At 65.3% G+C, this 24509-nt stretch carries 20 protein-coding genes and 1 pseudogene; 16 read left to right on the top strand and 5 right to left on the bottom strand.

What is annotated here, in order from left to right; all coding sequences use genetic code 11:
• Positions 1-6 precede the first annotated feature (6 nt).
• From GV819_RS01250 to GV819_RS01240, 3 genes are all read right to left on the bottom strand, one after another.
• On the bottom strand, positions 7-1089 hold the full coding sequence (locus tag GV819_RS01250; RefSeq protein ID WP_161752723.1) for a 5-(carboxyamino)imidazole ribonucleotide synthase: 1083 nt from the start codon (positions 1087-1089) through the stop codon (positions 7-9).
• 11 nt (positions 1090-1100) lie between these two features.
• Entirely contained in the window at positions 1101-1592 is a 492-nt protein-coding gene (gene purE / locus GV819_RS01245) for a 5-(carboxyamino)imidazole ribonucleotide mutase (RefSeq protein WP_016967060.1), read from the bottom strand.
• 520 nt (positions 1593-2112) lie between these two features.
• Positions 2113-3027: a LysR substrate-binding domain-containing protein gene (locus tag GV819_RS01240; protein WP_161752721.1), complete on the bottom strand. Its 915-nt coding sequence runs from the start codon at positions 3025-3027 to the stop codon at positions 2113-2115.
• Positions 3028-3208: 181 nt separating this feature from the next.
• On the opposite strand from GV819_RS01240, the gene aspA reads away from it, so the two are divergent.
• Positions 3209-4633, top strand: a complete 1425-nt coding sequence (gene aspA / locus GV819_RS01235) for an aspartate ammonia-lyase (RefSeq protein WP_161752719.1) — start codon at positions 3209-3211, stop codon at positions 4631-4633.
• Between the two features lie 100 nt (positions 4634-4733).
• On the opposite strand, the gene GV819_RS01230 is transcribed toward aspA, so the two are convergent.
• Positions 4734-4982, bottom strand: a complete 249-nt coding sequence (locus GV819_RS01230) for a prevent-host-death protein (protein WP_161752717.1) — start codon at positions 4980-4982, stop codon at positions 4734-4736.
• Between the two features lie 584 nt (positions 4983-5566).
• Here GV819_RS01230 and GV819_RS01225 point away from each other — a divergent pair.
• The 12 genes and pseudogenes from GV819_RS01225 to GV819_RS01170 all read left to right on the top strand — a co-directional run bounded on the left by GV819_RS01225 (position 5567) and on the right by GV819_RS01170 (position 18630).
• A pseudogene (locus tag GV819_RS01225) lies at positions 5567-5922 on the top strand (DUF6124 family protein).
• 552 nt (positions 5923-6474) lie between these two features.
• On the top strand, positions 6475-7200 hold the full coding sequence (locus GV819_RS01220; RefSeq protein ID WP_161752715.1) for a hypothetical protein: 726 nt from the start codon (positions 6475-6477) through the stop codon (positions 7198-7200).
• 98 nt (positions 7201-7298) lie between these two features.
• Complete coding sequence (locus GV819_RS01215) at positions 7299-7946, top strand: hypothetical protein (RefSeq protein ID WP_161752713.1); 648 nt, start codon at positions 7299-7301, stop codon at positions 7944-7946.
• A gap of 45 nt (positions 7947-7991) precedes the next feature.
• Positions 7992-9011: a beta-ketoacyl-ACP synthase 3 gene (locus tag GV819_RS01210; protein ID WP_161752711.1), complete on the top strand. Its 1020-nt coding sequence runs from the start codon at positions 7992-7994 to the stop codon at positions 9009-9011.
• Positions 9011-10018 carry an NAD-dependent epimerase/dehydratase family protein gene (locus GV819_RS01205; protein ID WP_161752709.1) on the top strand — a complete coding sequence of 336 codons (1008 nt, stop codon included), beginning with the start codon at positions 9011-9013 and terminating at the stop codon, positions 10016-10018. Before GV819_RS01210 ends, GV819_RS01205 begins: the two co-directional genes overlap by 1 nt.
• On the top strand, positions 10015-10869 hold the full coding sequence (locus GV819_RS01200) for an MBL fold metallo-hydrolase (RefSeq protein WP_161752708.1): 855 nt from the start codon (positions 10015-10017) through the stop codon (positions 10867-10869). The genes GV819_RS01205 and GV819_RS01200 overlap by 4 nt, the downstream gene beginning before the upstream one ends.
• Positions 10859-12217, top strand: coding sequence for a F390 synthetase-related protein (locus tag GV819_RS01195; RefSeq protein ID WP_161752706.1), 1359 nt, complete (start codon positions 10859-10861; stop codon positions 12215-12217). The genes GV819_RS01200 and GV819_RS01195 overlap by 11 nt, the downstream gene beginning before the upstream one ends.
• Positions 12205-13359: an ATP-grasp domain-containing protein gene (locus GV819_RS01190; RefSeq protein ID WP_161752704.1), complete on the top strand. Its 1155-nt coding sequence runs from the start codon at positions 12205-12207 to the stop codon at positions 13357-13359. Before GV819_RS01195 ends, GV819_RS01190 begins: the two co-directional genes overlap by 13 nt.
• Positions 13356-14495: a hypothetical protein gene (locus GV819_RS01185; protein WP_161752701.1), complete on the top strand. Its 1140-nt coding sequence runs from the start codon at positions 13356-13358 to the stop codon at positions 14493-14495. Before GV819_RS01190 ends, GV819_RS01185 begins: the two co-directional genes overlap by 4 nt.
• The gene (locus tag GV819_RS01180; RefSeq protein WP_161752699.1) at positions 14492-15508 is read left to right on the top strand and encodes a Rieske 2Fe-2S domain-containing protein; all 1017 of its coding nucleotides are present in this window, start codon (positions 14492-14494) and stop codon (positions 15506-15508) included. Before GV819_RS01185 ends, GV819_RS01180 begins: the two co-directional genes overlap by 4 nt.
• Before the next feature lie 561 nt (positions 15509-16069).
• On the top strand, positions 16070-17527 hold the full coding sequence (locus GV819_RS01175) for an alanine/glycine:cation symporter family protein (protein WP_161752698.1): 1458 nt from the start codon (positions 16070-16072) through the stop codon (positions 17525-17527).
• A 98-nt stretch (positions 17528-17625) separates the two neighbouring features.
• Positions 17626-18630 carry an asparaginase gene (locus GV819_RS01170; RefSeq protein WP_161752696.1) on the top strand — a complete coding sequence of 335 codons (1005 nt, stop codon included), beginning with the start codon at positions 17626-17628 and terminating at the stop codon, positions 18628-18630.
• A gap of 72 nt (positions 18631-18702) precedes the next feature.
• Here the strand turns inward: GV819_RS01170 and GV819_RS01165 are convergent, their stop codons facing one another.
• Positions 18703-19248, bottom strand: a complete 546-nt coding sequence (locus GV819_RS01165; protein WP_041120452.1) for a hypothetical protein — start codon at positions 19246-19248, stop codon at positions 18703-18705.
• Between the two features lie 198 nt (positions 19249-19446).
• Here GV819_RS01165 and GV819_RS01160 point away from each other — a divergent pair, with 198 nt between their 5' ends.
• From GV819_RS01160 to GV819_RS01150, 3 genes are all read left to right on the top strand, one after another.
• Positions 19447-20439 carry an AraC family transcriptional regulator gene (locus tag GV819_RS01160; protein ID WP_161752694.1) on the top strand — a complete coding sequence of 331 codons (993 nt, stop codon included), beginning with the start codon at positions 19447-19449 and terminating at the stop codon, positions 20437-20439.
• A gap of 70 nt (positions 20440-20509) precedes the next feature.
• Positions 20510-22432: an ankyrin repeat domain-containing protein gene (locus GV819_RS01155; RefSeq protein WP_434738415.1), complete on the top strand. Its 1923-nt coding sequence runs from the start codon at positions 20510-20512 to the stop codon at positions 22430-22432.
• A 100-nt stretch (positions 22433-22532) separates the two neighbouring features.
• Entirely contained in the window at positions 22533-24458 is a 1926-nt protein-coding gene (locus tag GV819_RS01150) for an ankyrin repeat domain-containing protein (RefSeq protein WP_161752692.1), read from the top strand.
• Positions 24459-24509: the final 51 nt, after the last annotated feature.

Below are 24509 nucleotides of genomic sequence, written 5' to 3'. Positions count from 1 at the left end.
GATTTGTTACTCGGCGATCAGCGCTTCGACCTTGATAATCTGCGCTTGCAGGGTCGCCTGGTCGACGCAGCGCAGGTTGGCGTGACCGACCTTGCGCCCGACCTTGAAGGCCTTGCCGTAGTGATGCAGGTGGCAGTCGTCGATGGCGATGACCTTGTCCACCGGCGGCACTTCACCGATGAAGTTGATCATCGCGCTCTCACCCACCTTGGCGGTGGAACCCAGCGGCAGGCCGGCTACCGCCCGCAGGTGGTTTTCGAACTGGCTGCACTCGGCGCCTTCGGTGGTCCAGTGCCCGGAGTTGTGCACCCGCGGAGCGATCTCGTTGGCCTTGAGGCCACCGTCCACTTCGAAGAACTCGAACGCCATCACGCCGACGTAGTCCAGCTGCTTGAGCACCCGGCTGGAATAGTCTTCGGCCAGCGCCTGCAGCGGGTGATCGCTGCTGGCCACGGACAGCTTGAGGATGCCGCTGTCGTGGGTGTTGTGCACCAGCGGGTAGAAACGGGTTTCACCGTCACGGGCGCGCACGGCGATCAGCGAGACTTCACCGGTGAAGGGCACGAAGCCTTCCAGCAGGCAAGGCACGCTGCCCAGTTCGGCGAAGGTGCCTTCGACGTCGGCAGCGTTGCGCAGAACCTTCTGGCCCTTGCCGTCGTAACCCAGGGTGCGGGTCTTGAGCACCGCCGGCAGGCCAATGCGCGCCACGGCAACGTCGAGATCGGCTTGGGACTGGATGTCAGCGAACTCGGGAGTAGGAATCCCCAGGTCCTTGAACATGCTCTTCTCGAACCAACGGTCGCGGGCGATGCGCAAGGCTTCGGCGCTCGGGTAGACCGGCACGAACTGCGAGAGGAAGGCCACGGTTTCCGCCGGCACGCTCTCGAATTCGAAGGTCACCAGATCCACTTCATCGGCCAGCTGGCGCAGGTGGTCCTGGTCGCCATAATCGGCCCGCAGGTGTTCGCCCAGGGCGGCCGCACAAGCATCCGGCGCCGGGTCGAGAAAAGCGAAGTTCATTCCCAGCGGAGTCCCCGCCAGGGCCAACATGCGGCCCAACTGGCCGCCACCGATTACACCGATCTTCATCGTCAACAACCTCAGGCGACGCGTGGGTCTGGATTGTCCAGGACGCTGTCTGTCTGTTCAGCACGGAATTTTTTCAGCACCGCATGGAACTGCGGGTGCTTGGCGCCCAGGATGCTCGCCGAGAGCAGGGCCGCGTTGATTGCACCGGCCTTGCCGATAGCCAGGGTGGCTACCGGAATGCCCGCAGGCATCTGCACGATCGACAGCAGCGAATCCACGCCCGAGAGCATCGACGACTGCACCGGCACGCCCAGCACCGGCAGGTGGGTCTTGGCCGCACACATGCCCGGCAGGTGCGCCGCGCCACCGGCACCGGCGATGATCACCTCGATGCCTCGCGCCTCAGCCTCTTCGGCGTACTGGAACAGCAGGTCCGGGGTGCGGTGTGCAGAAACCACCTTCACCTCGTAAGGGATGCCGAGCTTTTCCAGCATATCGGCGGTGTGGCTAAGGGTGGACCAATCGGACTTGGAGCCCATGATCACGCCAACCAGTGCACTCATCGTCGTGCCTCTTCTCTCTGGGCGCCCGCAGGCGCGTCAAAAACAACAAGCCACGCGAAAAGGCGTGGCTTGTTGTACGAAAAATGGCCGGACGAACCGGCCGAAGGCCGCGCAGTATACCGAAAAAGCCGGGCTAAACGCACTTTCGCCGACCACCTGCAAAACAAAGTATTTCCGGCGCAAAACCCCGGCTTTATTGACTCCAAGGTCAATCCGGCTCCCTCGTAGGAGCTGGCTTGCCAGCGAAGAGGCCCGCCCTGCAATCACCGCCCTCCCAGCCGACGCTTTCGCCGGCAAGCCGGCTCCTAACAAGAAACCTGCGCCTATCTCCCGTAGGAGCTGGCTTGCCAGCGAAGAGGCCAGCCCTGCAATCACCGCCCTCCCAGCCGACGCCTTCGCCGGCAAGCCGGCTCCTACAAAAAACCTGCGCCTATCTCCCGTAGGAGCTGGCTCGCCAGCGAAGAGGCCAGCCCCGCGATCACCACCCTCCCGACCGACGCCTTCGCCGGCAAGCCAGCTCCTACACGGCCGCGGCTTGCACAGCGGCGCCTTCCAGCTTGCGCCACAGCAAGCGCACGTTGGCCTTGCGCACCAGGGCGCAGCGGTACAGGCGGATCTCCAGCGGCACATGCCATTGCGCGCCGCCACACACCACCAGTTCGCCCCGGGCCAGTTCGGCGCGCACGCTCAGTTGCGGCACCCAGGCAATACCCAGCCCCTCCAAAGCCATGCTCTTGAGGCTGTCGGCCATGGCGGTTTCATAAACAGTGGTGAAACGCAGGTTGCGCTGGCGCAGCAACAGGTTCACCGAGCGGCCAAGGAAAGCCCCGGCGCTATAGGCCAGCAGCGGCACGCTGGCCTCGCCTTCCAGATCGAACAACGGCTTGCCCTGGGCATCCGCGGCACACACTGGGAGCATCTCGGTATGCCCCAGGTGCAGCGAGGGGAAGATTTCCGAGTCCATCTGCAGTGCGGCGTCCGGGTCATAGAAGGCCAGCATCAGGTCGCAACCGCCTTCACGCAGGGCATGCACCGCGTCGCCGACGTTGGTCGCCACCAGCCGCGTCGCAATGTTCAACCCCTCGTTGCGCAACTGGGCGATCCAGCGCGGGAAGAAGCCCAGCGCCAGGGAGTGGGCCGCCGCCACCTGCATCACTTCACCCTGCCCGCCTTCCAGGTGGTGCAGGTGGCGCACCACCTCGCCGAGCTGTTCGACCACGGTGCGCGCGGTCACCAGGAACAACTGCCCCGCTGCCGTCAGCTCCACCGGCGTGCGCGAGCGGTTGACCAGGGTCAGGCCCAGGGCCGCTTCCAGGCTGCGGATCCGCCGGCTGAACGCCGGCTGGGTCACGAAGCGACGCTCGGCAGCCTGGGAAAAACTGCGGGTGGCGGCCAGGGCACTGAAGTCCTCGAGCCATTTGCTTTCCAGATTCATCACGTCCTCCCGGACACGCACCATTTTAGGTCACACGCTCGCCGGCAACCCGGCGTCACACCAGCATTATGCCGAATATGCATAGCCCAGTGTTTAACAGCATTGGCCCAAAAAATCCCTTCAGCCTAGGATTCGCAGCGTTCCCGGCACAGACCGGGTCCCTACCGAGATGATCTCCGTCATGTCCTCCGCTGCATCATTCCGCACCGAAAAAGACCTGCTTGGCGTACTCGAAGTACCCGCTCAAGCGTATTACGGCATCCAGACCCTGCGAGCGGTGAACAACTTCCGCCTCTCCGGTGTTCCGATTTCGCATTACCCGAAATTGGTGGTCGGCCTGGCAATGGTCAAGCAGGCAGCTGCTGACGCCAACCGCGAACTGGGCCAACTCAGCGAAGCCAAGCACGCTGCCATCAGCGAAGCCTGTGCCCGTCTGATCCGCGGCGATTTCCACGAAGAGTTCGTGGTGGACATGATTCAAGGCGGCGCTGGCACTTCAACCAACATGAATGCCAACGAAGTCATCGCCAACATCGCGCTGGAGGCCATGGGCCACAGCAAGGGCGAATACCAGTACCTGCACCCGAACAACGACGTGAACATGGCGCAGTCCACCAACGACGCCTACCCGACCGCGATCCGCCTGGGTCTGCTGCTGGGTCACGACGCGCTGCTGGCCAGCCTCGACAGCCTGATCCAGGCGTTCGCTGCCAAAGGCGTCGAGTTCAACCACGTCCTGAAGATGGGCCGTACCCAACTGCAAGACGCCGTGCCGATGACCCTGGGTCAGGAATTCCGCGCTTTCGCCACCACTCTGGGTGAAGACCTGGCGCGCCTGAAGACTCTGGCGCCAGAACTGCTGACCGAAGTGAACCTGGGCGGCACCGCCATCGGCACCGGCATCAACGCCGACCCGCGTTACCAGGCCCTGGCCGTACAACGCCTGGCCGTCATCAGCGGCCAGCCGGTTGTTCCAGCTGCCGACCTGATCGAAGCCACCTCCGACATGGGCGCCTTCGTGCTGTTCTCCGGCATGCTCAAGCGTACCGCCGTGAAGCTGTCGAAGATCTGCAACGACCTGCGCCTGTTGTCCAGCGGCCCACGCACCGGCATCAACGAAATCAACCTGCCAGCGCGTCAGCCAGGCAGCTCGATCATGCCCGGCAAGGTCAACCCGGTGATCCCGGAAGCCGTGAACCAGGTAGCGTTCCAAGTTATCGGCAACGACCTGGCCCTGACCATGGCGGCCGAAGGCGGCCAGCTGCAACTGAACGTGATGGAGCCGTTGATCGCCTTCAAGATCTTCGACTCGATCCGCCTGCTGCAACGCGCCATGGACATGCTGCGCGAGCACTGCATCACCGGCATCACCGCCAACGAAACCCGTTGCCGCGAACTGGTGGAGCACTCCATCGGCCTGGTGACCGCGCTGAACCCGTACATCGGCTATGAAAACGCCACCCGTATCGCCCGCATCGCCCTGGAAAGTGGCCGTGGCGTACTGGAACTGGTGCGCGAAGAAGGCCTGCTGGACGACGCCATGCTCGACGACATCCTGCGTCCGGAAAACATGATTGCCCCGCGTCTGGTTCCGCTGAAAGCCTAACCACCGCGACACCGAAACATGCAACACCGCTCACCAGGTTGAGGGACTAGACACCTCTCACCTTTTGAGGGCTTGGAGATACGTCTCCAGGCCCTTTTTTTTATTTGTGGGCAAACCTCCCGCTTAAACGGGCCTTCAGCTCATCAGTCGAACAATGCTTGCCTCGGGCATACTCGCGCGAACTGACTGCCAGCAATTTCACCAACGCCACTGCCTCGTCGCGACGCTTACGCTCAACGTAAGACTCGACAACGTAAACAGGCACACCGTTTTGCGTGACGACCATTGGCTCCTCTAGAGGCAGGTCGGATGCGTATTGTTTTAAAAAGCCAACCGTTTCAACGCGCATGAGTGAAGCCTCCTAGAATTTGCGACGTGCTCGCAGCCCTGCTAAGGAATGTCCTGTGCAACTTCGCCGCTCAGGACTCCTGACGCTGAATCCTGCCGGCTTCCACCACACACTATATGCAGCCCAAATACAGACCGAGCATCAAAGCCTGATTTCATTAAATATCAAATCATTTCTCTGCTTCTTTGATCGGCCGTTGTGCCGCTCTTTGCCTGGATAAAAGCCGAGATTTGTCAGGCGAAGCCGCGCCATAGCGAAGCAGAGTCTCTTTGTTTTGTAGGGTAAATCCGAGAGAATCCCCCACGCCTTTGAGCGCCTTGCACCCCTTTCGAACGATCAGGCAGTCTCCCGGTGCCGCTGCAAAATCAGCGGCCCGGATGTGGAAGTTCGGACCTGAGTAAGCATGAGCGCTCATGGGCATGGCTCGACGTTTTGTCGTCGGCATCGCTTTATGGCGGTTGTGCGCGGGACACCTTCGGGTGTGCTGGGTTACTCAGTCCCGGTCTTCCACACCCTCGCACAACGGCCACCCCTCATGTGGAAGTGAGCTCGGCAGTCCGTTAACTACTGAGTGAGTGACCGTCATGAAAAGGCTCGTCCCCGATCCGCCTTTGCCCACCGATCATCCGCGCCGCGATCCGGAGCTGGACCGCGCCAACGCCAACCTGCTGGCCGCCTTGCACGGCACCCGCCATCGCCCCTTCGACCTGCGCGATGGCCAGGGCCACCCGCTGTTCGCCGTGCAGCCCAGGTCAATGCCGAAGACGCCCTGATGCACGTCTCCCTGCTGCTCAAATGCGCCGAAGAGGTGTCCGATGAAATCACCGAACGGGCCAGCGGCATCGAACGTGGGCTGATCTGGTCCATGGTGCATTCCGTTGAAATGGCCCGCGCCGTGGTGGATGCCCTGCTCGACGGCGCCCGCCCAGACCCCGCCTAAACACCTCCCCATAGGAGCTGGCTTGCCAGCGAAGAGGCCAACCCGGCCTTCATCGTCAGCCCGGCCAACGCTTTCGCCGGCAAGCCGGCTCCTACAAACCTAAAACCGCGCAAATCCCGTAGGAGCTGGCTTGCCAGCGAAGAGGCCGGCCCGGCCTTCATCGCCATCCCGGCCCACGCCTTCGCCGGCAAGCCGGCTCCTACAAACCCAAAACCGCGCAAATCCCGTAGGAGCTGGCTTGCCAGCGAAGAGGCCGGCCCAGCCTTCACCGCCATCCCGGCCAACGCCTTCGCCGGCAAGCCGGCTCCTACAAACTCAAAACCGCGCAAATCCCGTAGGAGCTGGCTTGCCAGCGAAGAGGCCAGCCCGGCCTTCACCACCATCCCGGCCGACGCTTTCGCCGGCAAGCCGGCTCCTACAAACCCAAAGCCGTGTAAATCCCGTGGGTGCCGCGAACATCACCGGGCCCTCGTTATAAACCCGCACAACTGCGCGCCCACGGTGGATAATCGCCCCTCTCGAACATCCGCCAATCCCGAGGCACCGCAGTCGATGGACCCGACGCACATCCAGGCCCTGCAACAGCTACGCAGCCTGATCCCCATCGGCCTGCGCCACGCCCAGGCCCTGCTCGCCCGCTGCGCAGGCAACCCGCAACAGGCCGCCGAGCTCTACAAATCCGAGTTGCTGCAAGTGCTGGTAGAAAAGTCCGGCCTGCCCCAAGAGCAAGCCCGGGAACAGCTGCACACCGCCGGCTACGACCTGAACCGCGCCCTGCACGCGATTGAAGAAGCGCGCTTCACCCTGACCCAGCGCATCCTGCGCAAGCATCACCGGGACCCGGCTCAGGCCCTGGATCTGATCGCCCAGGCCATGGAAACCGCCGAGCAGTTGCCGCGTCAGTACTGGCTGGATTTCGCACGACTGGAGCAACTGGCCCCGGCCCTGCGCTGCTTCATGATCCTGCACGAGTGGCTGGCCTACGAGGATTGGGAGGGCTTCGACAGCGCCCTGCACTTTCACCTGCCCGAGGCCATCGCCCAGTTGCGCCACCTGCAACTGGATACCCTGGCGGACAGTCTGGAACAGGCCGATCAGCGCCAGCAGCAACTAAGAGCGGCCCATGCCGAAAGCGAAAGCCCCATCGAGCTGGCGCTGCGGGTCAATCAGGACCCGTTCTTCATTAGCTGCCAGGACCGCTTCAGCCAGCAGCGGCCGCAACTCGACGAACACCTGTACCAATGGGTGGAGCGATACATAGAGCAATTTCCAACCTGAGCAGTGAGTAAAGGTTCGCGCACACGCCGCTGCTACCCGCCCCCCAGAAATCGGTAAACTGCCGCCCTCACCGAACACGGACCTCGGATTCAGCCCCCATGGAATTGCACTACCGCATCACCCCTGCCCACACCGAAGCCTGGATTGCCGAACCGCTGAAGCAGGAACTGCTCAAGGGTGATCAGCAGCATGTCCGGGCCATGAGCACATTTGCGCAGTGGCAAGGCCGCTTTATCGGCCTCGTGATGTTCACCCTGTGCCTGCTCGGCGGCTGCCTGTCGATCTATTTCCCCGAGCGACGCCTTACCCCGGAGAAAGTCATCGCCATGGTGCTGTTCGCGTTGATCTTCATCCCCCTGTGGTGGCGCTTTTCCGGGCGCTGGATCAAGCACCTGCAAAACCGAATTGCTGCCACCCCGATCAAACCCCAGGCACCGTTGCGCGGGTTGAGTCAGCGCCTGATCGAAACCCGGTTGCGGGCCGTCGAAGGCACCTATTACCTGAACTTCGACGACCAGGGCTTCACCCTGCTCAACGCCCGCGGCGCTCAAAGCAGCCTGGCCTGGAAGCAGATTGTGCATGTGCAGGAGATAACGGAGTTCTACCTCGTGGCTTGCGCCGATATGGCCCGCGAGGGCATGGCCTGTTTCATCGCCAAACACAGTGACCTGATGCCGGTCGAGGAATACCAGCAAAAGCTGCAGGGGTTTCTGAGCAAATGCCCAGTGGCGCCTTCAGCCAACTGAACGCACCTCGCAACGCCCCCTCGACGCCCCACAAACGGAATTTTCATGCACACATCAGCGTCCTCCCTGCGCCCGGCCCGCACTCTGGCCATCCTCGGCAGCGGCCATGCCCTGCCGCAGCGGGTGGTCACCAGTGCCGAACTGGACAGCCGGCTCGGCCTGGAAACCGGCAGCGTGGCGCGCATCAGCGGTGTGCAGCAGCGCCATGTCGCCGGCCCCGCGGACAACGCCGCCAGCCTCGGTGCCAGTGCCGCGCGCCAGGCCCTGCACGCAGCAGGCCTGGCGCTTGAACAGCTGGACCTGATCGTCTGCGCCAGCGGCACCATGGACCAGGGCATGCCCTGCAACGCCGCGCTGCTGCAGCGGGAGCTGGGCCTGGGGCAGTCGGGTATCCCGGCCATGGACATCAACGCCAGTTGCCTGGGCTTTATCGCCGCCCTGGACACCCTGTCCTGGCCGATTCAGGCCGGGCATTACCGGCGTGTGCTGCTGGTGTGCGCGGATATCGCCTCCTGCGGCCTGGACTGGCAGCAGGTGGAGGTCAGCGGCATCTTCGGCGACGGCGCGGCGGCGGTGGTGCTGGGAGCCGGTGACGGCGGGCAGAAGATCCTCGCCTCGCGCCTGAAGACCTACGCCGAAGGCGCCGCGCTGTGCCAGATCCCCGCCGGCGGTTCGCGCTTTCATCCGCGGCGCATTGAGGTGCCCTTCGAGCCCCTGACCAGCTTCGCCATGCAGGGCAAAGGGGTGTTCCGCCTCGCCGCCAAGCATCTGCCCGAGCTGATGGACGACCTGCTCCAGCAAGCCGCATTGCCCCTGGAGAGGATCGACTGGGTGATCCCCCATCAGGCCAGCCAGCAGGCCATGCAGCACGCAGCCAAGCGCCTGAGTCTCGGCCCCGAGAAGCTGATCGATATCTTTGCCCGGCACGGCAATCAGGTGGCGGCGTCCCTGCCCACCGCCCTGGACATCGCGGTGCGCGACGGGCGCATTCAACGCGGGCAAACCCTGATGCTGATCGGCACCGGCGCGGGCTTGTCCCTCGGCGGCCTGATCCTGGAGTTCTAATGAAGATCCTGGTCACCGGCGGCACCGGTTTTATCGGTCGGCATCTGGTCTGGAAGCTGGCCGCCGAAGGCTGCGAAGTGCAGTTCAGCGGGCGCAACCCCGAGGCGGCGGCCGAGGTGATTGCCCACAGCCCGGCGCCGGTACGCTGGCTGCCTCTGGAGCACGGCAGCCGCCAGGCCAAACGCCTGCTGACCGACGCCAGCCGCGAGCACGACGCCATCGTCCATTGCGCCGCCTTGTCTTCACCCTGGGGTTCGCCCCAAGCCTTTGCCCGGGCCAACCTCGACTCCACCGCCGAGGTGATCCACGCCTGCCGGGACAACCGCATTGCGCGGCTGGTGCACATCTCCACCCCGAGCCTGTACTTCAACTTCAGCGACCGCCTGGGCATCCGCGAAGACCAGCCGCTGCCGCCACCGGTGAACGACTACGCCCGCAGCAAGGCCCAGGCCGAAACCCTGCTGGGCCAAGCCGGCCTGCCGGAATGCGTGATCCTACGGCCCCGGGCGGTATTCGGCCCCTGGGACGCGACCCTGATGCCGCGTCTGCTGCGGGTGATGCAGCGCGGGGCGATTCCGCTGATGCGCGGCGGCCGGGCGCAGCTGGACCTGACCTGCGTCGACAATCTGGTGCACGCGGTGTGGCTGGCCCTGACCCGGCCCCTGCCGCGCCCGCTGTGCGTCTACAACCTGAGCAACGCCACGCCCCTGGCCTTCAAGGACCTGCTGCAACAGATGGCCGAGCACTTCCAATTGCCACTGCGCACCCGCCGCCTGCCCTGGCCCCTGGTGCACGGCGTGGCGCAGTTGCTGGAGCTCAAGGCGCGCCTGGGCAACGGCGCCGAACCCTTGATCACCCGCTATGCCGCAGGCGTCCTGGCCTTCAGCCAGACCCTGGACATCAGCGCCATCCAGCGCGAGCTGGGCTACCACCCGGTGATCAGCCAGGAACAGGGCATCGCCCAGCACGCCCAATGGTGGCTGGCCCAACAGAGGCAACGCCCATGAGCCGCCGCGTTAGCTTGAAGATCCTGCGGGCCGGCTGGTGCCAGCATCTGGAATGCATGGCCGACCGTGGTGGGCGCCTGGCGCCGGTGCAGTTCCCGGCCTTGTGCGGGCTGATCCAGCACCCGGACCACGGCTGGATTCTGTACGACACCGGCTACGCCGAGCACTTCTTCCAGGCCACCCGTGCCCTGCCCGAGCGCCTGTACCGCAGCGCGGTGCCGGTGCAGTTGCCAGTGGTCGAGCAACTGGGCGCGCAGTTGCACGAGCTGGGCATCGGCCCGGGGGATATCCGCCATGTGATCATTTCCCACTTCCACGCCGACCATATCGCCGGCCTGCGGGACTTCAGCAATGCCCGCTTCATCGCCCTGGAGGCCGATTACCGGCATATCGACAGCCTGCGCGGCCAGCGTTGGCGCGCCACCCTCGGCGGCCATCTGCCGGGGTTGCTGCCGGACGACTTCAGCGCCCGCCTGCGCCTGGCCGACGCCAGCCCCAGCTGTGCGCTGCCGGGCTGGATGGCGCCCTTCGAGCAGGGCCTGGACCTGTTCGGCGATGGCAGCCTGATCGGCGTGCCGCTGCCGGGGCACAGCGCCGGCCAGTTGGGCCTGTTCATCGCCGACGCCCAGGGGCGGCCGGCGTTCCTGGTGGCCGATGCCTGCTGGTCGGTGCCGGCCTGCCGCGCCGAACGCCTGCCGGCCGCACCGGCGCTGTGGTTTGCCAGCGCCGACCGCCAGCAATACCTGCGCACCTACAGCGGCCTGGGCCAGCTGATCCGCCGCGAGCCGGCGGTGGCGGTGCTGCCGTCCCATTGCACCCAGGCCTGGGAGGCGTTCGCCAATGAACAGTGAACGCCTGCTGGGCACCCTGCGCAGCATCGGTGCCTTCGTGTTCAGCCGCTATGCCCTGCGCTTTCGCCGCCGCGAGCGACTGGAAGCCTGGCAAGCCCGGCGCCTGAAGCACTTCATGGCCCGGGTCATGCCCCGTGGCGAGCGCTTCAAGGGGCTGGGACGTGACGGCCTGCACAGCTTGCCGATCATGGACAAGGCCAGCCTGATGAGCGATTTCGCCGGCTTCAACACCCGTGCCCTGAGCCTGGAACAGGTGTTGCCGGTGGCCTTGCAAGCCGAGCATTCCCGGGACTTCAGCCCGACCCTGGGGGACATCACCGTGGGCCTGTCCAGCGGCACCTCGGGAGCCCAGGGGGTGTTCCTGGTCAGCAGCGCGGAACGCCAGCGCTGGGCCGGTATCCTGCTGGCGCGGACCCTGCCCCGGGCCCTGCTGCCACGGTTGCTGTGCCCCTGGTTGGCGCCGCTGCGCATCGCCTTTTTCCTGCGGGCCAACAGCCGCCTGTACACCACCCTGGCCAGCCGTCGCATCGATTTCGCCTTTCATGACCTGACCCTGGGCCTGAGCGCCTCTTTGCAACGCCTCAACCAGCAGAACCCCGACGTGCTGGTGGCCCCGGCCACGGTGCTGCGCGGGTTGGCCCAGGCGGCCCTGGCCGGGCAGCTGACGATCCGCCCACGGCACATCCTGTCGGTGGCCGAAGTGCTGGAAAGCACTGACGCCGAGCTGGTGCAGCAGGCCTTCGGGCTCAAGCCCCAGCAGATCTATCAAGCCAGCGAGGGCTTTCTTGGCTACACCTGCGAGGCTGGCACCCTGCACCTGAATGAAAGCCACCTGCACATCGAGCCGCAGTGGCTGGACCCGGAACGCACGCGCTTTCAGCCGATCATCACCGACTTTTCCCGGCGTACGCAGTTGATCGTGCGTTATCGCCTCAATGACATCCTGCGAGTGGCCAGCGCGCCCTGCCCCTGTGGCCGCGCGGAGCGGGCCATTGCCGCCGTGGAGGGCCGCGCCGACGAGATCCTCTGGCTGCCAAGGCTCGACGGCCAGCAACTGGCACCGCTCTACCCCGATGTGTTGCGCCGCGCCTTGCTGATGCTGGGGGCGACGCTTGAGGAATATGAAATCCACCAGCGCGGGCTGCTCTGGCAGGCCAACCTGCGCACCTCGGGCGACTACCCCGCCCTGTGCCAACGCTTGACCGAGGCCCTGAGCGAACTCTGCGCGCAACAGGGGCTGCAGGCGCCGAGCCTGAGCTTCGGCCACTGGCAGGCCCCGCCCCCCCAAACGAAAAGACGCCGCCTGCTGATGCTGCAACTACCCGAGGGACTGCCATGCGTGTATTGATTCTCGGCGCCCGGGCCCCGGCCTGCCTGGAATGGGCCCGGGCGTTCAAGCAAGCCGGCTGGACGGTGACCGTGGCCGACTCCCTGGCCCAGCCCCTGAGCCGTTTCAGCCGCGCCGCCGAACACTTCGTGCGCCTGCCGGAACCCCGCCACGATCCCCAGGCCTGGATCGAGGCCCTGGCCGTGGTCATCCGCCAGCAGGCCATCGACCTGCTGCTGCCCACCTGCGAAGAGGTGTTCTACCTGGCCCACGACATGCAGCGCCTGCGCCCGCTGTGCCGGGTGTTCACCAGCGATTTCGAGCTGCTACACCGCCTGCACCACAAGGGCGACTTCGCGGCCATGACCCAGGGCTGGGCCGTGGCTGCACCGCCGACCCAGGTGCTGCATGACGCAAGCGCGTTGCAGGCCCTGGCCGCCGAGCACGACGCCCTGGTGTTCAAGCCGGCCTATTCGCGTTTCGCCTCCCAGACCCTGATCCGCCCGAGCCCGGCGCAACTGGCCAAGGTCCGACCCAGCGCCGAGGCACCCTGGGTCGCCCAGCGCTTTGTCCCCGGCCAGGAATACTGCAGCTTCAGCGTGCTGGTGGACGGCCAGTTGCGCGCCCACAGCAGCTACCAGCCGCGCTACCGGGTCGGGCGCGGCTCGGGGATCTACTTTCACAGCTGCGCCCCGGCGCCGATCCGCGCCTTCCTGGAACAGTTCGGCCAGGCCACCGGCTACACCGGGCAAGTGGGCTTTGATTTCATCGAGGACCAGCACGGCCGCTTCCACGTCCTGGAGTGCAACCCCAGGGCCACCAGCGGCGTGCACCTGTTCGACGATCAGCGGCTGCAACTGGTGGCGGCGCTTAGCACCGAGGCCGGCACCGCGCTGCAGGCCACCCTGGAACCGCGGATGATCGCCCTGGCCATGCTGCTTCTGGCCGCACCACAGCGAGCCTTGAGCCGCGCGTTCTGGCACGACTACCGGCAAGCCCGGGACGTGATCGTCCAGGACGGCGACCGCGGCCCCCTCACCGCCCAGGTACTGAGCCTGGCGGAAATCATCGGCCGCGCCCTGACCCGCCGCTGCGGGCTGTTGGCCGCCTCCACCGCCGATATCGAGTGGAACGGCCAACCCCTGGAGGCGCCGCGCCCATGAAGCTGTTGCTGCCGGAACAACTGGCCCAGCAGCCACCCGGCGCCGACGACAGCCGCGCCCGGCATTACGTGCGCACCTGCGCCGGTGGCGCGCTGATCGGCAACGTCAGCACCGCCCTGGCCCTGCTGGACACCGGCCGCCAGCAGTTCCCGGTGAGCATCAACCATGGCCACGACCCTGTGGATAACTGCTACGTGGTGTCGCCGCAGACCGCCTACAGCGGCTATGCCCGGGAAGAGCTGCAACGCCTGAAGCGACCCTGGCTGGCCTGGCCGCTGAAGCTGCTGACCCAGGGCGTCGACCGGCTGCTGAGCGCGGCCAAGGTCGATCGCCTGGTGCAGGTCAACAACTGGTTGCTGTCCACCAACCTCTACCCGGCCGACTGGGATGGCGCGGATTTGCCGGCGATCACCGAACTGCTGCGCCGCGAGTTTCCCGACCACGGCTTCGGTTTCCGCTCCCTCAACGACTTCAGCAACCGCGAACTGCGCAAGCGCCTGCAAGCCCTGGGCTACCTGGCCATTCCCAGCCGCCAGGTGTACCTGTTCGACGGCCGCGACGGCGAGGACTCGGCCTTCCTGCGCCATCACAACACCCGCATGGACGCCACCCTGCTGCGCCGCAGCCCTTATACGGTGGTGCCCGGCAGTGAGCTGAGGGAGGCCGACTTCCAGCGCATCGAACAGCTGTACAACCTGCTCTACCTGGACAAGTACAGCCGCCTCAACCCCCACTACAGCGCCCAATGGCTGCAACGCGGGCAGGCCGAGGGCTGGCTGGAAGTGCGCGCCCTACGCAACGCCGAAGGGCGCATCGACGGCGCCCTGGGCTGGTTCGCCAACAGCGCCCTGATCAGCACCCCCATCGTCGGCTACGACACCGCCCTGCCTCAGCGCGCCGGCCTGTACCGGCAACTGACAAGGCTGTGCCTGCAAGAAGCGGTGAACCGCCGCCAGGTGCTCAACTTCAGCTCCGGCGCCGCCGCCTTCAAGCGCCTGCGCGGCGGTGAGCCCGAGATCGAATACAGCCTGATCCACGTCGCCCACCTGCCCTGGTCGCGAAGGCTAGTGTGGCAACTGATGGGCCTGCTGCTGCAACGGATCGGCGTACCGCTGATGAGGAAGCTCAAACTGTGAACAGTCACTCGGGCTGGTGGCCCGTCGCCCTGAGCCGGCAACTGCAACGCCAACCCCTGGCCTGCACCCTGCACGGCGTGCCGCTGGTGCTGTTCCGCGATGCCGAAGGCGCCCCCTCCGTGCTGCCGGACCGCTGCCCCCACCGCTTTGCGCCCCTGAGCGCCGGTCGGGTGCGCGACGGGCAGATCCAGTGCCCCTACCACGGCTGGCGTTTCGACCCCCAGGGCCGCTGCACTCACCTGCCCGGCCAGGAGCAGCAGCGCTGCAGCCAACCGCTGCTACAACCCTTGCACAGCTGCGAAGCCCAGGGGCTGGTGTGGGCCAGCCTCGCCGCCGAACCACCGAGCACGCCTCCGGTGGCCGCCGCCGAACAGGCCCAGGCCCTGGACGTGTTCTGGATCAGCGACCGGGTGCGCTGCACCTTGCAGGACGCCGCGGAGAACTTCCTCGACGGCTTTCACACCCACTTCGTGCACGCCGGCTGGATTCGCCACGACCGCCAGCGCCAGCGCATTCGCGCCTGGGTGCATCAGCTGGAGGATGGGGTTGAAGCGCAGTACAGCGAAGAAGGCACCCAATCCGGGCTGATATCCCGGCTGTTCGAAGGCGAACGCGGCATCAGCATGGGCCGCTTTCGCCTGCCAGGGCTGGCGGAAATCGAATACCGCGACCGCCAGGGCCGGCTCAACCTGCTGGTCAGCGCCTGGCTGAGCCCGGCCGCCGAGGGTGAGCTGCGCCTGTTCGCCCGCATCGCCACCGCCCGCGGCCGCACGCCGGGCTGGCTCAAGCGTGGCGTGCTGCAGCCCTTGTTCAAGGTGATCCTCAAGCAGGACCGGCAGATCCTGGAAAAACTCAGTGCCAACCAGCAGCGCTTCGTCCAAGTACCGCTGCGCTGGCAGCGGCCAACCCCTCTGGACAGTTCGCTGGATCTGCTGGGCCCGTGGATTCGCCAGTTGCTGGAACAGGGTGAGTTGCAGGGCTTCCAGGAGCGGCATGAAGAGTTCCTGCTCTGAACCGTAGGAGCCGGCTTGCCGGCGAAGGCGTTCTTGCGGGCCTCTTCGCTGGCAAGCCAGCTCCTACAGCTGGCAGGGGGATCGCGGGGAGTCTGTAGGAGCCGGCTTGCCGGCGAACAAGACCTCAAGACCGGCGCCGCTCAAACGGGCCCCTTCGCTGGCAAGCCAGCTCCTACAGCTGGCAGGGAGATTGCGGGGAGTGTAGGAGCCGGCTTGCCGGCGAAGCCGTTCTTGCGGGCCCCTTGGGGCCCCTGTTCGCGGGGTTTTGCGGGGTGTGACAAGAACCGATTCAGCCTCCCGCCCCGCCTGCCGTTCCTCGGCTCGACGCGCTATATGCAGACGGCGAGCCCGCGCACCGGTATAGTGCGCCCCCTCTCCACGTGGGCAGCCGTCGGTAACGAGGCTCAAACCCACGGGAAACCCGAACTAATAACAACCCGCGAATAGAGAACCGGGACGAACAATCGCCCCACCGCTTTGCCGTGCGTGCAGTCAGCGGTGTAACAGAATGTTTCCGTCCGCTCTGCTTTTGCCTACACAAAAAACAGCGAGGAATACTCCATGCTCGAAGTCATCAACGACTTCCTCTCAGGGAAAGTGCTGATCGTGCTCATTGTCGGGCTCGGCAGCTACTTCACGATCCGCTCGCGTTTCGTTCAACTGCGCCACTTCTTCCATATGTTCTCGGTGTTCGGCGACAGCCTGAAAAGCAGCGCCGGCCAGCTCAGCTCGTTCCAGGCGCTGATGCTCAGCCTCGCCGGCCGGGTCGGCGCGGGCAACATCGCGGGCGTCGGCATCGCCGTGACCCTGGGTGGCCCGGGCGCCGTGTTCTGGATGTGGGTGACCGCGCTGGTGGGTATGTCCAGCAGCTTCTTCGAGTGCTCCCTCGGCCAGCTCTACAAGCGCTGCGACTCCGAAGGTCAGTACCGTGGCGGCCCGTCCTACTACATCCAGCACGGCCTGCAGAAGCGCTGGCTGGGCATGATCATGGCCTTCCTGCTGCTGGTGACCTTCGGCTTCGCCTTCAACGGCCTGCAAGCCCACGCCGTGACCCACTCGCTCAAGGACGCTTTCAACTTCGACACCACCTACTCCGGCATTACCATGGCCGTGCTGCTGGGCCTGGTGTTCGTCGGTGGTATCAAGCGCATCGCCAAGGTCGCCGACCTGCTGGTACCGGTGAAAACCCTGGCCTACATCGGCGTGACCCTGTACGTGATCGTGCTGCAGATCGACCACGTGCCAGGAATGCTGATGACCATTGTCAAAAGCGCCTTCGGCCTGGACCAGGCCTTTGGCGGCCTGATCGGCAGCGCCATCATCATGGGCGTGAAGCGTGGCGTGTTCGCCAACGAAGCGGGCCTGGGCAGTGCGCCGAACGTGGCCGCCGTGGCCTCGGTCGAGCACCCGGTCGCCCAGGGCGTGGTTCAGGCATTCAGCGTGTTCCTCGACACCTTCATCATCTGCACCTGCACCGCGTTGCTGATCCTGCTGTCGGGCTTCTATACCCCGGGTTTTGAAGGCGACGGCATTGCCCTGACCCAGAACTCCCTGGCGGCGGTCGTCGGCGAATGGGGCCGGGTGTTCATCTCGGTGGCCCTGTCGTTGTTCGTGTTCACCTCGATTCTCTACAACTACTACCTGGGCGAGAGCAACCTGCGCTTCTTGATCGGCGAAAACCGCAAGGGGCTGATCGCCTACCGGGTGCTGGTACTGGTCCTGATTTTCTGGGGCGCGGTGGAGAACCTGGGCACGGTGTTCGCCTTCGCCGACATCACCATGACCCTGCTGGCCTTCGTCAACCTGATCGCCCTGTTCCTGCTGTTCAAGATCGCCCTGCGCGTGCTCAAGGACTACGACGACCAGCGTGCCGCAGGCATCAAGACCCCGGTGTTCGACTCCAGCAAGTTCCCCGACCTGGACCTGGACACCAAGGCCTGGCCGGCCAACCCGCAGATCCCGGCAGTCAAGACCGAAGCCGAGGCCGTTGCGGCCAACGCCAGCCCAGCGCAACGCTGAGTGCTGAAAGTCGGGCGACGTCCTGTCGCCCGACGTGACACCGCGCGTGGCCAGAGGCATGCTTCTGGCCCACGCTGCCATCGCTCAGGAGAAGCTCAATGAATTCCCCTACTTTCCCCGCCGCGCAACCGGTCATGGTGCTGTACACCGGTGGCACCATCGGCATGCAGGCCAGCGCCGACGGCCTGGCCCCGGCGTCCGGCTTCGAAGCCCGGATGCGTGCCTACCTCGACAGTCAGCCCGAGCTGGTGGTGCCGGCCTGGCGCTTTCGCGAGATGGCGCCGCTGATCGACAGCGCCAACATGACCCCCGACTACTGGCAGCGCCTGCGTGAAGCGGTGGTCGAGGCGGTCGAGGTGCAGGGCTGCGACAACGTGCTGATCCTGCACGGCACCGACACCCTGGCCTACAGCGCCGCCGCCATGAGCTTCCAGTTGCTGGGCCTGCCGGCGCGGGTGGTGTTCACCGGCTCGATGCTGCCGGCCGGGGTGCCCGACAGCGACGCCTGGGAAAACCTCAGCGGCGCGTTGCTGGCACTGGGTCAGGGCCTGGCGCCAGGGGTGCACCTGTACTTCCACGGCGAGCTGCTGGCGCCAACCCGCTGCGCGAAGATCCGCAGCTTCGGCCGGCATCCGTTTGCCGCCCTGCAACGCAAGGGCAGCGGTGCCAGGACCGAGGCCACTCCGCCAGCGCTGGACTACCGCCGGACCAAGCAACCGGCCAAGGTCGGCGTGCTGCCACTGTTCCCCGGCATCAGCGCCAAGTTGCTGGACGGCGTGCTTGATAGCGGGATCCAGGCCCTGGTGCTGGAATGCTTCGGCAGTGGCACCGGTCCCAGCGACAACCCGGCGTTCCTCGCCAGCCTCAGGTGCGCCCAGGACCGCGGCATCGTGGTGGTGGCCGTGACCCAGTGCCATGAAGGCGGGGTCGAGCTGGACATCTATGAAGCCGGCAGCCGCCTACGCGGCGCGGGTGTACTGTCCGGTGGCGGCATGACCCGCGAAGCGGCGTTCGGCAAGCTCAATGCCCTGCTCGGCGCGGGGCTGAAGAACAGCGAAGTGCGACGCCTGGTGGAACTCGACCTGTGCGGCGAGCTGAGCTGAAGCACACGCTCGGGAGCCGGCAGCGACTGCGGTAGCCGCCGGCTCGACGACGAGCAGGGGATGGCTGTCAGGTTACTTCTTGACCGAGTAATCCTGGCCCCAGACCCGCACCGAACTCGAACTCTCGATCGGCCCTTCAAACACGAACTTCTGCCGCACGGCCGCCTTGGCCGGGATGGTGACTTCGTCCGGGTTGTCGAGGCTGACAGTCAGGTTGTTGGCGTAACCGTCCTGGTCGATCGCCAGCAGGGCGCCGGTCTGCTTGAGGTTGATCAGCCGCAACTGGCTGTCGCTGCTGTTCTTGAAACCCAGGGTGACGTTGAAGCTATCGCCGACGGCTTCGGTCTTCAATACCTGGACATCGACGCGGCCTTTCATTTGCTCACGGGAGGAAATGATCGAGGCACCGTCGACGCCTTGCGCCGATTGGCGACCATCGAGCACACCTTCGCTGACGCCGCCCAAGAGGTTCTTGCCTGCCGAGATGGCTGACGAGACGGCTGACTTGGCAGAGTCCTTGATGGTGCTTTCGCTGCCTGGCTCAGCCTCGGCCAGGCACAGCGAACTCAGGAGCAAGCCGGACACCAGAAGCAGGGAACGCGCAGGGATGAGGGTCATACATAGTCCTTTATCGGGGTTGCTGCACCGCCACCTCAGGCGGTGAATGGCAGGCAGGTTGCACCAATCAAAGCGCCAAGTCACTCACTACACAACGCCCGGAATGCTGCATGCCGCTGGCAGGCAAACCGCAGGCCTGAGCGCGGGCGGCATGCAACTTGCTCGGGTTTTCGGTCTTCTCCAGGCTGGAATCTGCGCATGCTGCACTCGCACCTCACCACCCTCAATGCGGTTTCACTGGTTCTCAATACCTTCAAGGACCAGGGCCAGGACAGCGAAGCGCTGTTGGCCGGAAGCGGCATCAACGCCGCCGACCTGAGCCGCGCCGACACCCGCATCACCACCAATCAGGAAATGCTGGTGTGCGCCAATGCCGTCGCCCTGCAACGGGACATCGGCCTGGAACTGGGCCGGCGCATGCACGTTTCCTCCTATGGAATGCTCGGCTACGCCCTGCTCACCAGTGCCACCTTAGGTGACGCTTTGCGCCTGGCCATGCACTACCCGGCGCTGCTGGGAACACTTTTCGAGCTCAGCCTGGAAGCCGATGGCCCGCGAATCTGGCTCACCGCTGCCGGTTATCGCGAATGTCCGGAGCTGGCAGCGTTCAATACCGAATTCTGTCTGGTGTCGATGAAGGTCATCTGCGACGACCTGCTGGGCCATCCTTTGCCGTTGCTCGGGGCACGCTTCGACTATCCGGCGCCGGACTATCAACAGCGCTACCACGAACCGTTCGACGGCCCCCTGCAATTCGACGCCTGCAGCAACGCCTTCGCCTTCGACCAGCGCTGGCTCGACCAGCCGCTGCCCCTGGCGGACGTGATCACTCATCAGGCCATGGCCGAACGCTGCCGCAAGCAGAACACCGAATTCACCGGGCGCCAGGCCTGGCTCGGGCGGATCCGCCAACTGCTGGCGGCGCAACTGGATGCCGCGCCGGGCCTGGAAGGGCTGGCGGAGCAAATGAACTGCTCGGCCAGGACCCTGCGCCGACACCTCAAGGACCTGGGCTGCAGCTATCAGGAACTGCTCGACGAGCTGCGTTTCGAGCGGGCCAAGCAGATGCTCTGCGAAGACCAGCTGCCCATCTACCGGATTGCCGAGGCCCTCGGCTTCAGCGAGACCGCGAGCTTTCGCCATGCCTTCATCCGCTGGAGCGGCGTGGCGCCGAGCCAGTTCCGGCCCTGACACAAACCCCGGCACACAACCGCCGATTGCATTACATTGCCGACCTTTCTACCGGCAAGGGACTGCAACGTTGAACCTATCCTCAGGCGCCATCTCCCGGCGCATTGGCCTGCGCGGGCTTTGCCTGGCGCTGGTGCTGCTGACCGGCGTACCCGTCGCCCAGGCCTTCGACCTGTCCAAAATCCGCTGGTGGGAAATGCAGAAAGGCATCCTCCTGGACGATCCGGAAACCGCCACGCTGCAACTCGAACCATTCCCCCTGCCCGGGCTGGCCCGGACGCCGGCACGGGTGATCCTCAGCCAATACCACGGGCTGTTCTATCTCAACGCCTATGAGGATCAGCAGTACCGGCAGCGGGTGTACAAGTCAGCGCCGCTGCCGCTGTTCGATACCCAGGCGCTAAAGGCCTGTGTGCCAGAGCAGCGCCCCGTTGAGACCACGGACAACTGGCCGCAGAGCAAGCATCTGGAACCCGCCCTGAGCCTGACCAAACTGAGTTTCGACTGCCAGAGCCCGGCCTGGCAGCTCAGCCATCGCTACCTGCTGGTGGACAGCCGCGATCCCCTGCGGCCGTTGCTGGCCATCGGTCATCGCCAGGGCGAGGCGCAGATTGACTTCATCCCGCAGCAACCGATCAGCCCCGAGCTCCAGCAGCAATGGCTCAAGGCCCTGCAGAAGTATCCTCAGTTGCTCGATCCGTTCGACGCCAGCACCGGCCAACTGACGGTCCAGCCCTATGTCCCGGCGCCGACACCGGAGCAGGTCTGGACAGAGTTCCGCCAACTGCACGCGCAATTGCGCGACGCCAGGGACAAGGCCCCGGGAATCGCCCGGGTCGAAGACTTCTTCACCCGCCATGACTTTCGCCAGATCGCCCCCGAGCGAAGTGTCTACCCCGGCATGCTCAACGACATCGCCTATTGGGCCACCGAGGCTGGCCAGTTGCAGAGCGCCCGGCCCTGGCTGGCGTACGTGCTGCTCCGCGACCCTGGACGCATGCCGACCTATCTCAATCTGGCGGACCTGGATTGGCGCCTGTACGAACAGGAGCCCACGAACTCCAAGCAGCTGGGCCGGGCCTTGGAGAACTATCGGCTGTACTGCGGGCTGCGCCTGCAACGCCAGCTCGGAATACCCGCCAGGGTCACCCAGCGCCTGAATCTTGCGGCGGCCAGCGAACAGGCCTGCCAGGGTTCCTTGCCGCTGGTGGCAGCGGTGGACCAGGGTGACGAGGCCGAAGTCCGGCGCCTGCTGCAGAGCGGCCTGCGCAGCGACGTCATCGCCACCGACGGGCGCCCGGCGCTGTTGCACGCGCTGGATAAACCCAACCTCGATATCGCCCGGCTGTTGCTGGCCCATGGCGCCCGCCCCCAGGGCCAGTACAACGGCCGCACCCAGGTGTTCCTCGCCATGCGCCGCGACCTCAAGGACAACCCTGACCTGAGCCAGGCCACACGCCTGAACTTCCTGCTGCAGGCCGGCGCCGCCATCGATGAACAGGATGCCCAGGGCGGCACCGTGCTTCAGGAAATGGCCAAAGACCGCGACGATATCGAGCGTTTCAACTGGCTGCTGCAACACCCACAGAACCTCGACAAACGCAGCGGGCCAGACGCCGAAACGGCGCTGTACCTGGCGCTCAAGGCGGGCAACTACGCCGCTGCCAGGCAACTGATAGCAGCCGGCGCCGACCTTAACCTGAGCTATGGCCGCTATTTTTGCGACAAGCAGCCCAGCCGCGAAAGCCTGCTGATGATCGTGGCCGAACAGGGCTCGCCCGAGGTCATCAATCCCTGGGTCAGCCAGCAAGAGAGCCTGGACATGTTCACCCTGCTTCTACAACGTGGCGCCGACCCCAACGTCGGCCGCTATTGCGCGCAAAACGGCTACACCTGGCTGCTGGAGATCATCGCCCGTCGCAAGCGCGACGACATGCTCAAGGTGCTGCAAGGTTTTGCGCCGCCACCGCCGGCGACGGCGTTTCGTCTTTGAGACGTAGCGCCGAACCCGCTGCGCCGCTGCGACAAAGCCCGGCACAACAGCGCCGATTGCATTACATTGCCGACCTTTCTACCGGCAAGGGACTGCAACGTTGAACCTATTTTCAGGCGCCATCGCCCGGCGCATCGGCATTCGCGGGCTTGGCCTGGCGCTGGTGCTGCTGGCGGGCGCACCCGCCGCCCAGGCCTTCGACCTGGACCTGGGCGCGATCAAATGGTCGGGAATGGCGCGCTACTTCGTCATCGACTATCCGGAAACCGCCACCCTGGAGCTCAAGCCGTTCCCCGTGCCGGGCCGGGAGCGGGTGCCGGCGCGGATCCTCCTGACCCAGTATCGCGGGCTGTTCTACCTCAACGCCTATCAGGACCTGGATTACCGGCAACGGGTCTACAAGTCGCCAGCCATTGCCCTGTTCAGCCCCGAAGACCTGCGGGCCTGCATGACCCCGGAGTATCCGGTGCAGGTCGCCGACAACTGGCCCGCGACCAATGCCCTGGACACCGGCATCACCCTGACCTCGATCGACTTCAACTGCAAAAAACCCAGTGATTGGCAACTCAGCCAACGCTACCTGCTGATCGACCACCGCGATCCGCAGCACCCGCTGCTGGCGATCAGTCACCGCCGGGACCTGAGCCAGCTGGAGTTCACCCCGCTGCAACCCATCAGCGAGGAAACCGGGCAGCAATGGTTGCAGGCCCTGCAGACATTCCCGCCATGGTTCCGCCCCTTCCCCCGCGGCACTGGGCCGATCACCCTCAACCCCTATGTAGCAGAGCAGGCTCCGGACCCGGAGAGCATCTGGAAGCAGTTCCGCGCGCTGCACGAGCAACTGCGCAGCGCCAAGGACAAGCAACCGGGCATCAACCAGGTGGAGGACTTCTTCGTCACCCATGACTTTCGCAGCATCGCCACCGAGCGCCGCGAATACGCCGGCCTGCTCAACGACATCGCCTACTGGACCAGCGAAGCCGGGCAGCTGAGAACCGCCCGCCCCTGGCTCAAGGAAGTGCTGCGCCGCGACCCCGGGCGCATGCCGACCTACCTCAACCTGGCAGACCTGGACTGGGCGATCTACCAGCAGCGAACCCTGGACAACGTCCACCAGGGCCGGGCCATCGAGGGTTACCGGGTGTATTGCGGCCTGCGCCTGCAACGCCAGATGAGCATCCCGCCGCGGGTGCTGCAGCGCCTGGGCCTGAACGCCGCCACCCCCCAGGCCTGCCAGGCCTTCTGGCCCCTGGTAGACGCCGTGGATGCAGGCGGCCTGACCGAAGTGCAGCGCCTGCTGGCCACTGGCATCAGCGGCGAGGTCATGGCCGACGATGGCCGCAGCGCCCTGTTGCACGCCCTGGACGCCCCTCGCCTGGACATCGCCCGGCTGCTGCTGGAACACGGCGCCCACACCAGCGGCCTGTATAACTGGACCACCCTGGCGACCCTGGCCATGCGCCGTGACCTGGGCGACAGCCCCGACCTGAGCCAGGGCGGGCGCCTGAAGTTCCTCATCGAAGCCGGCGTCGCCATCGACGAGCCCGACAGCCAGGGCCAGACCCCACTGATGCAGATGGCCGAGCAAAGGCGCAGCCTGCAAGGCTTCAGCTGGCTGATGCAGTACCCGCAAAACCTCGACCTGCGCAGTACGAGTGAGGGTCAGACCGCGCTGTACCGGGCGTTCTCGGGGAACAACTATGTGGCCATGAGGCAGTTGATAGAGGCCGGCGCCAACCTCAACCTGAGCTATGGCCGTGGCACCTGCTATAACCAGCCGGTCGGCGAAAGCCTGCTGACCCTGGTGGCCGACAAGACCTCCGCCGACGACAAGGCCCCCTACGTCAGCCAGCAAGACACCCTGGACCTGTTCACCCAGCTGCTGGAAAAAGGCGCCGATCCCAATATCGGCCAGCACTGCGAGAAAAAGGGCTACGCGCTATTGCTGGAAACCATCGCCCGGAAAAAACGCGAGGACATGCTCAAGGTCTTGCAGCGCTTCGCTCCCGCCCCACCCGCCAACTGAATCGGATGGCGCCCCGCAATAGGGCGCCTATGCTTCTTTAGGGGGCGAATT

Source organism: Pseudomonas sp. Fl5BN2 (assembly GCF_009908205.1).
Taxonomy (GTDB): domain Bacteria; phylum Pseudomonadota; class Gammaproteobacteria; order Pseudomonadales; family Pseudomonadaceae; genus Aquipseudomonas.
Note: the sequence above shows the minus strand (reverse complement) of the source record. Positions and strands in the feature narration are given on the sequence as shown.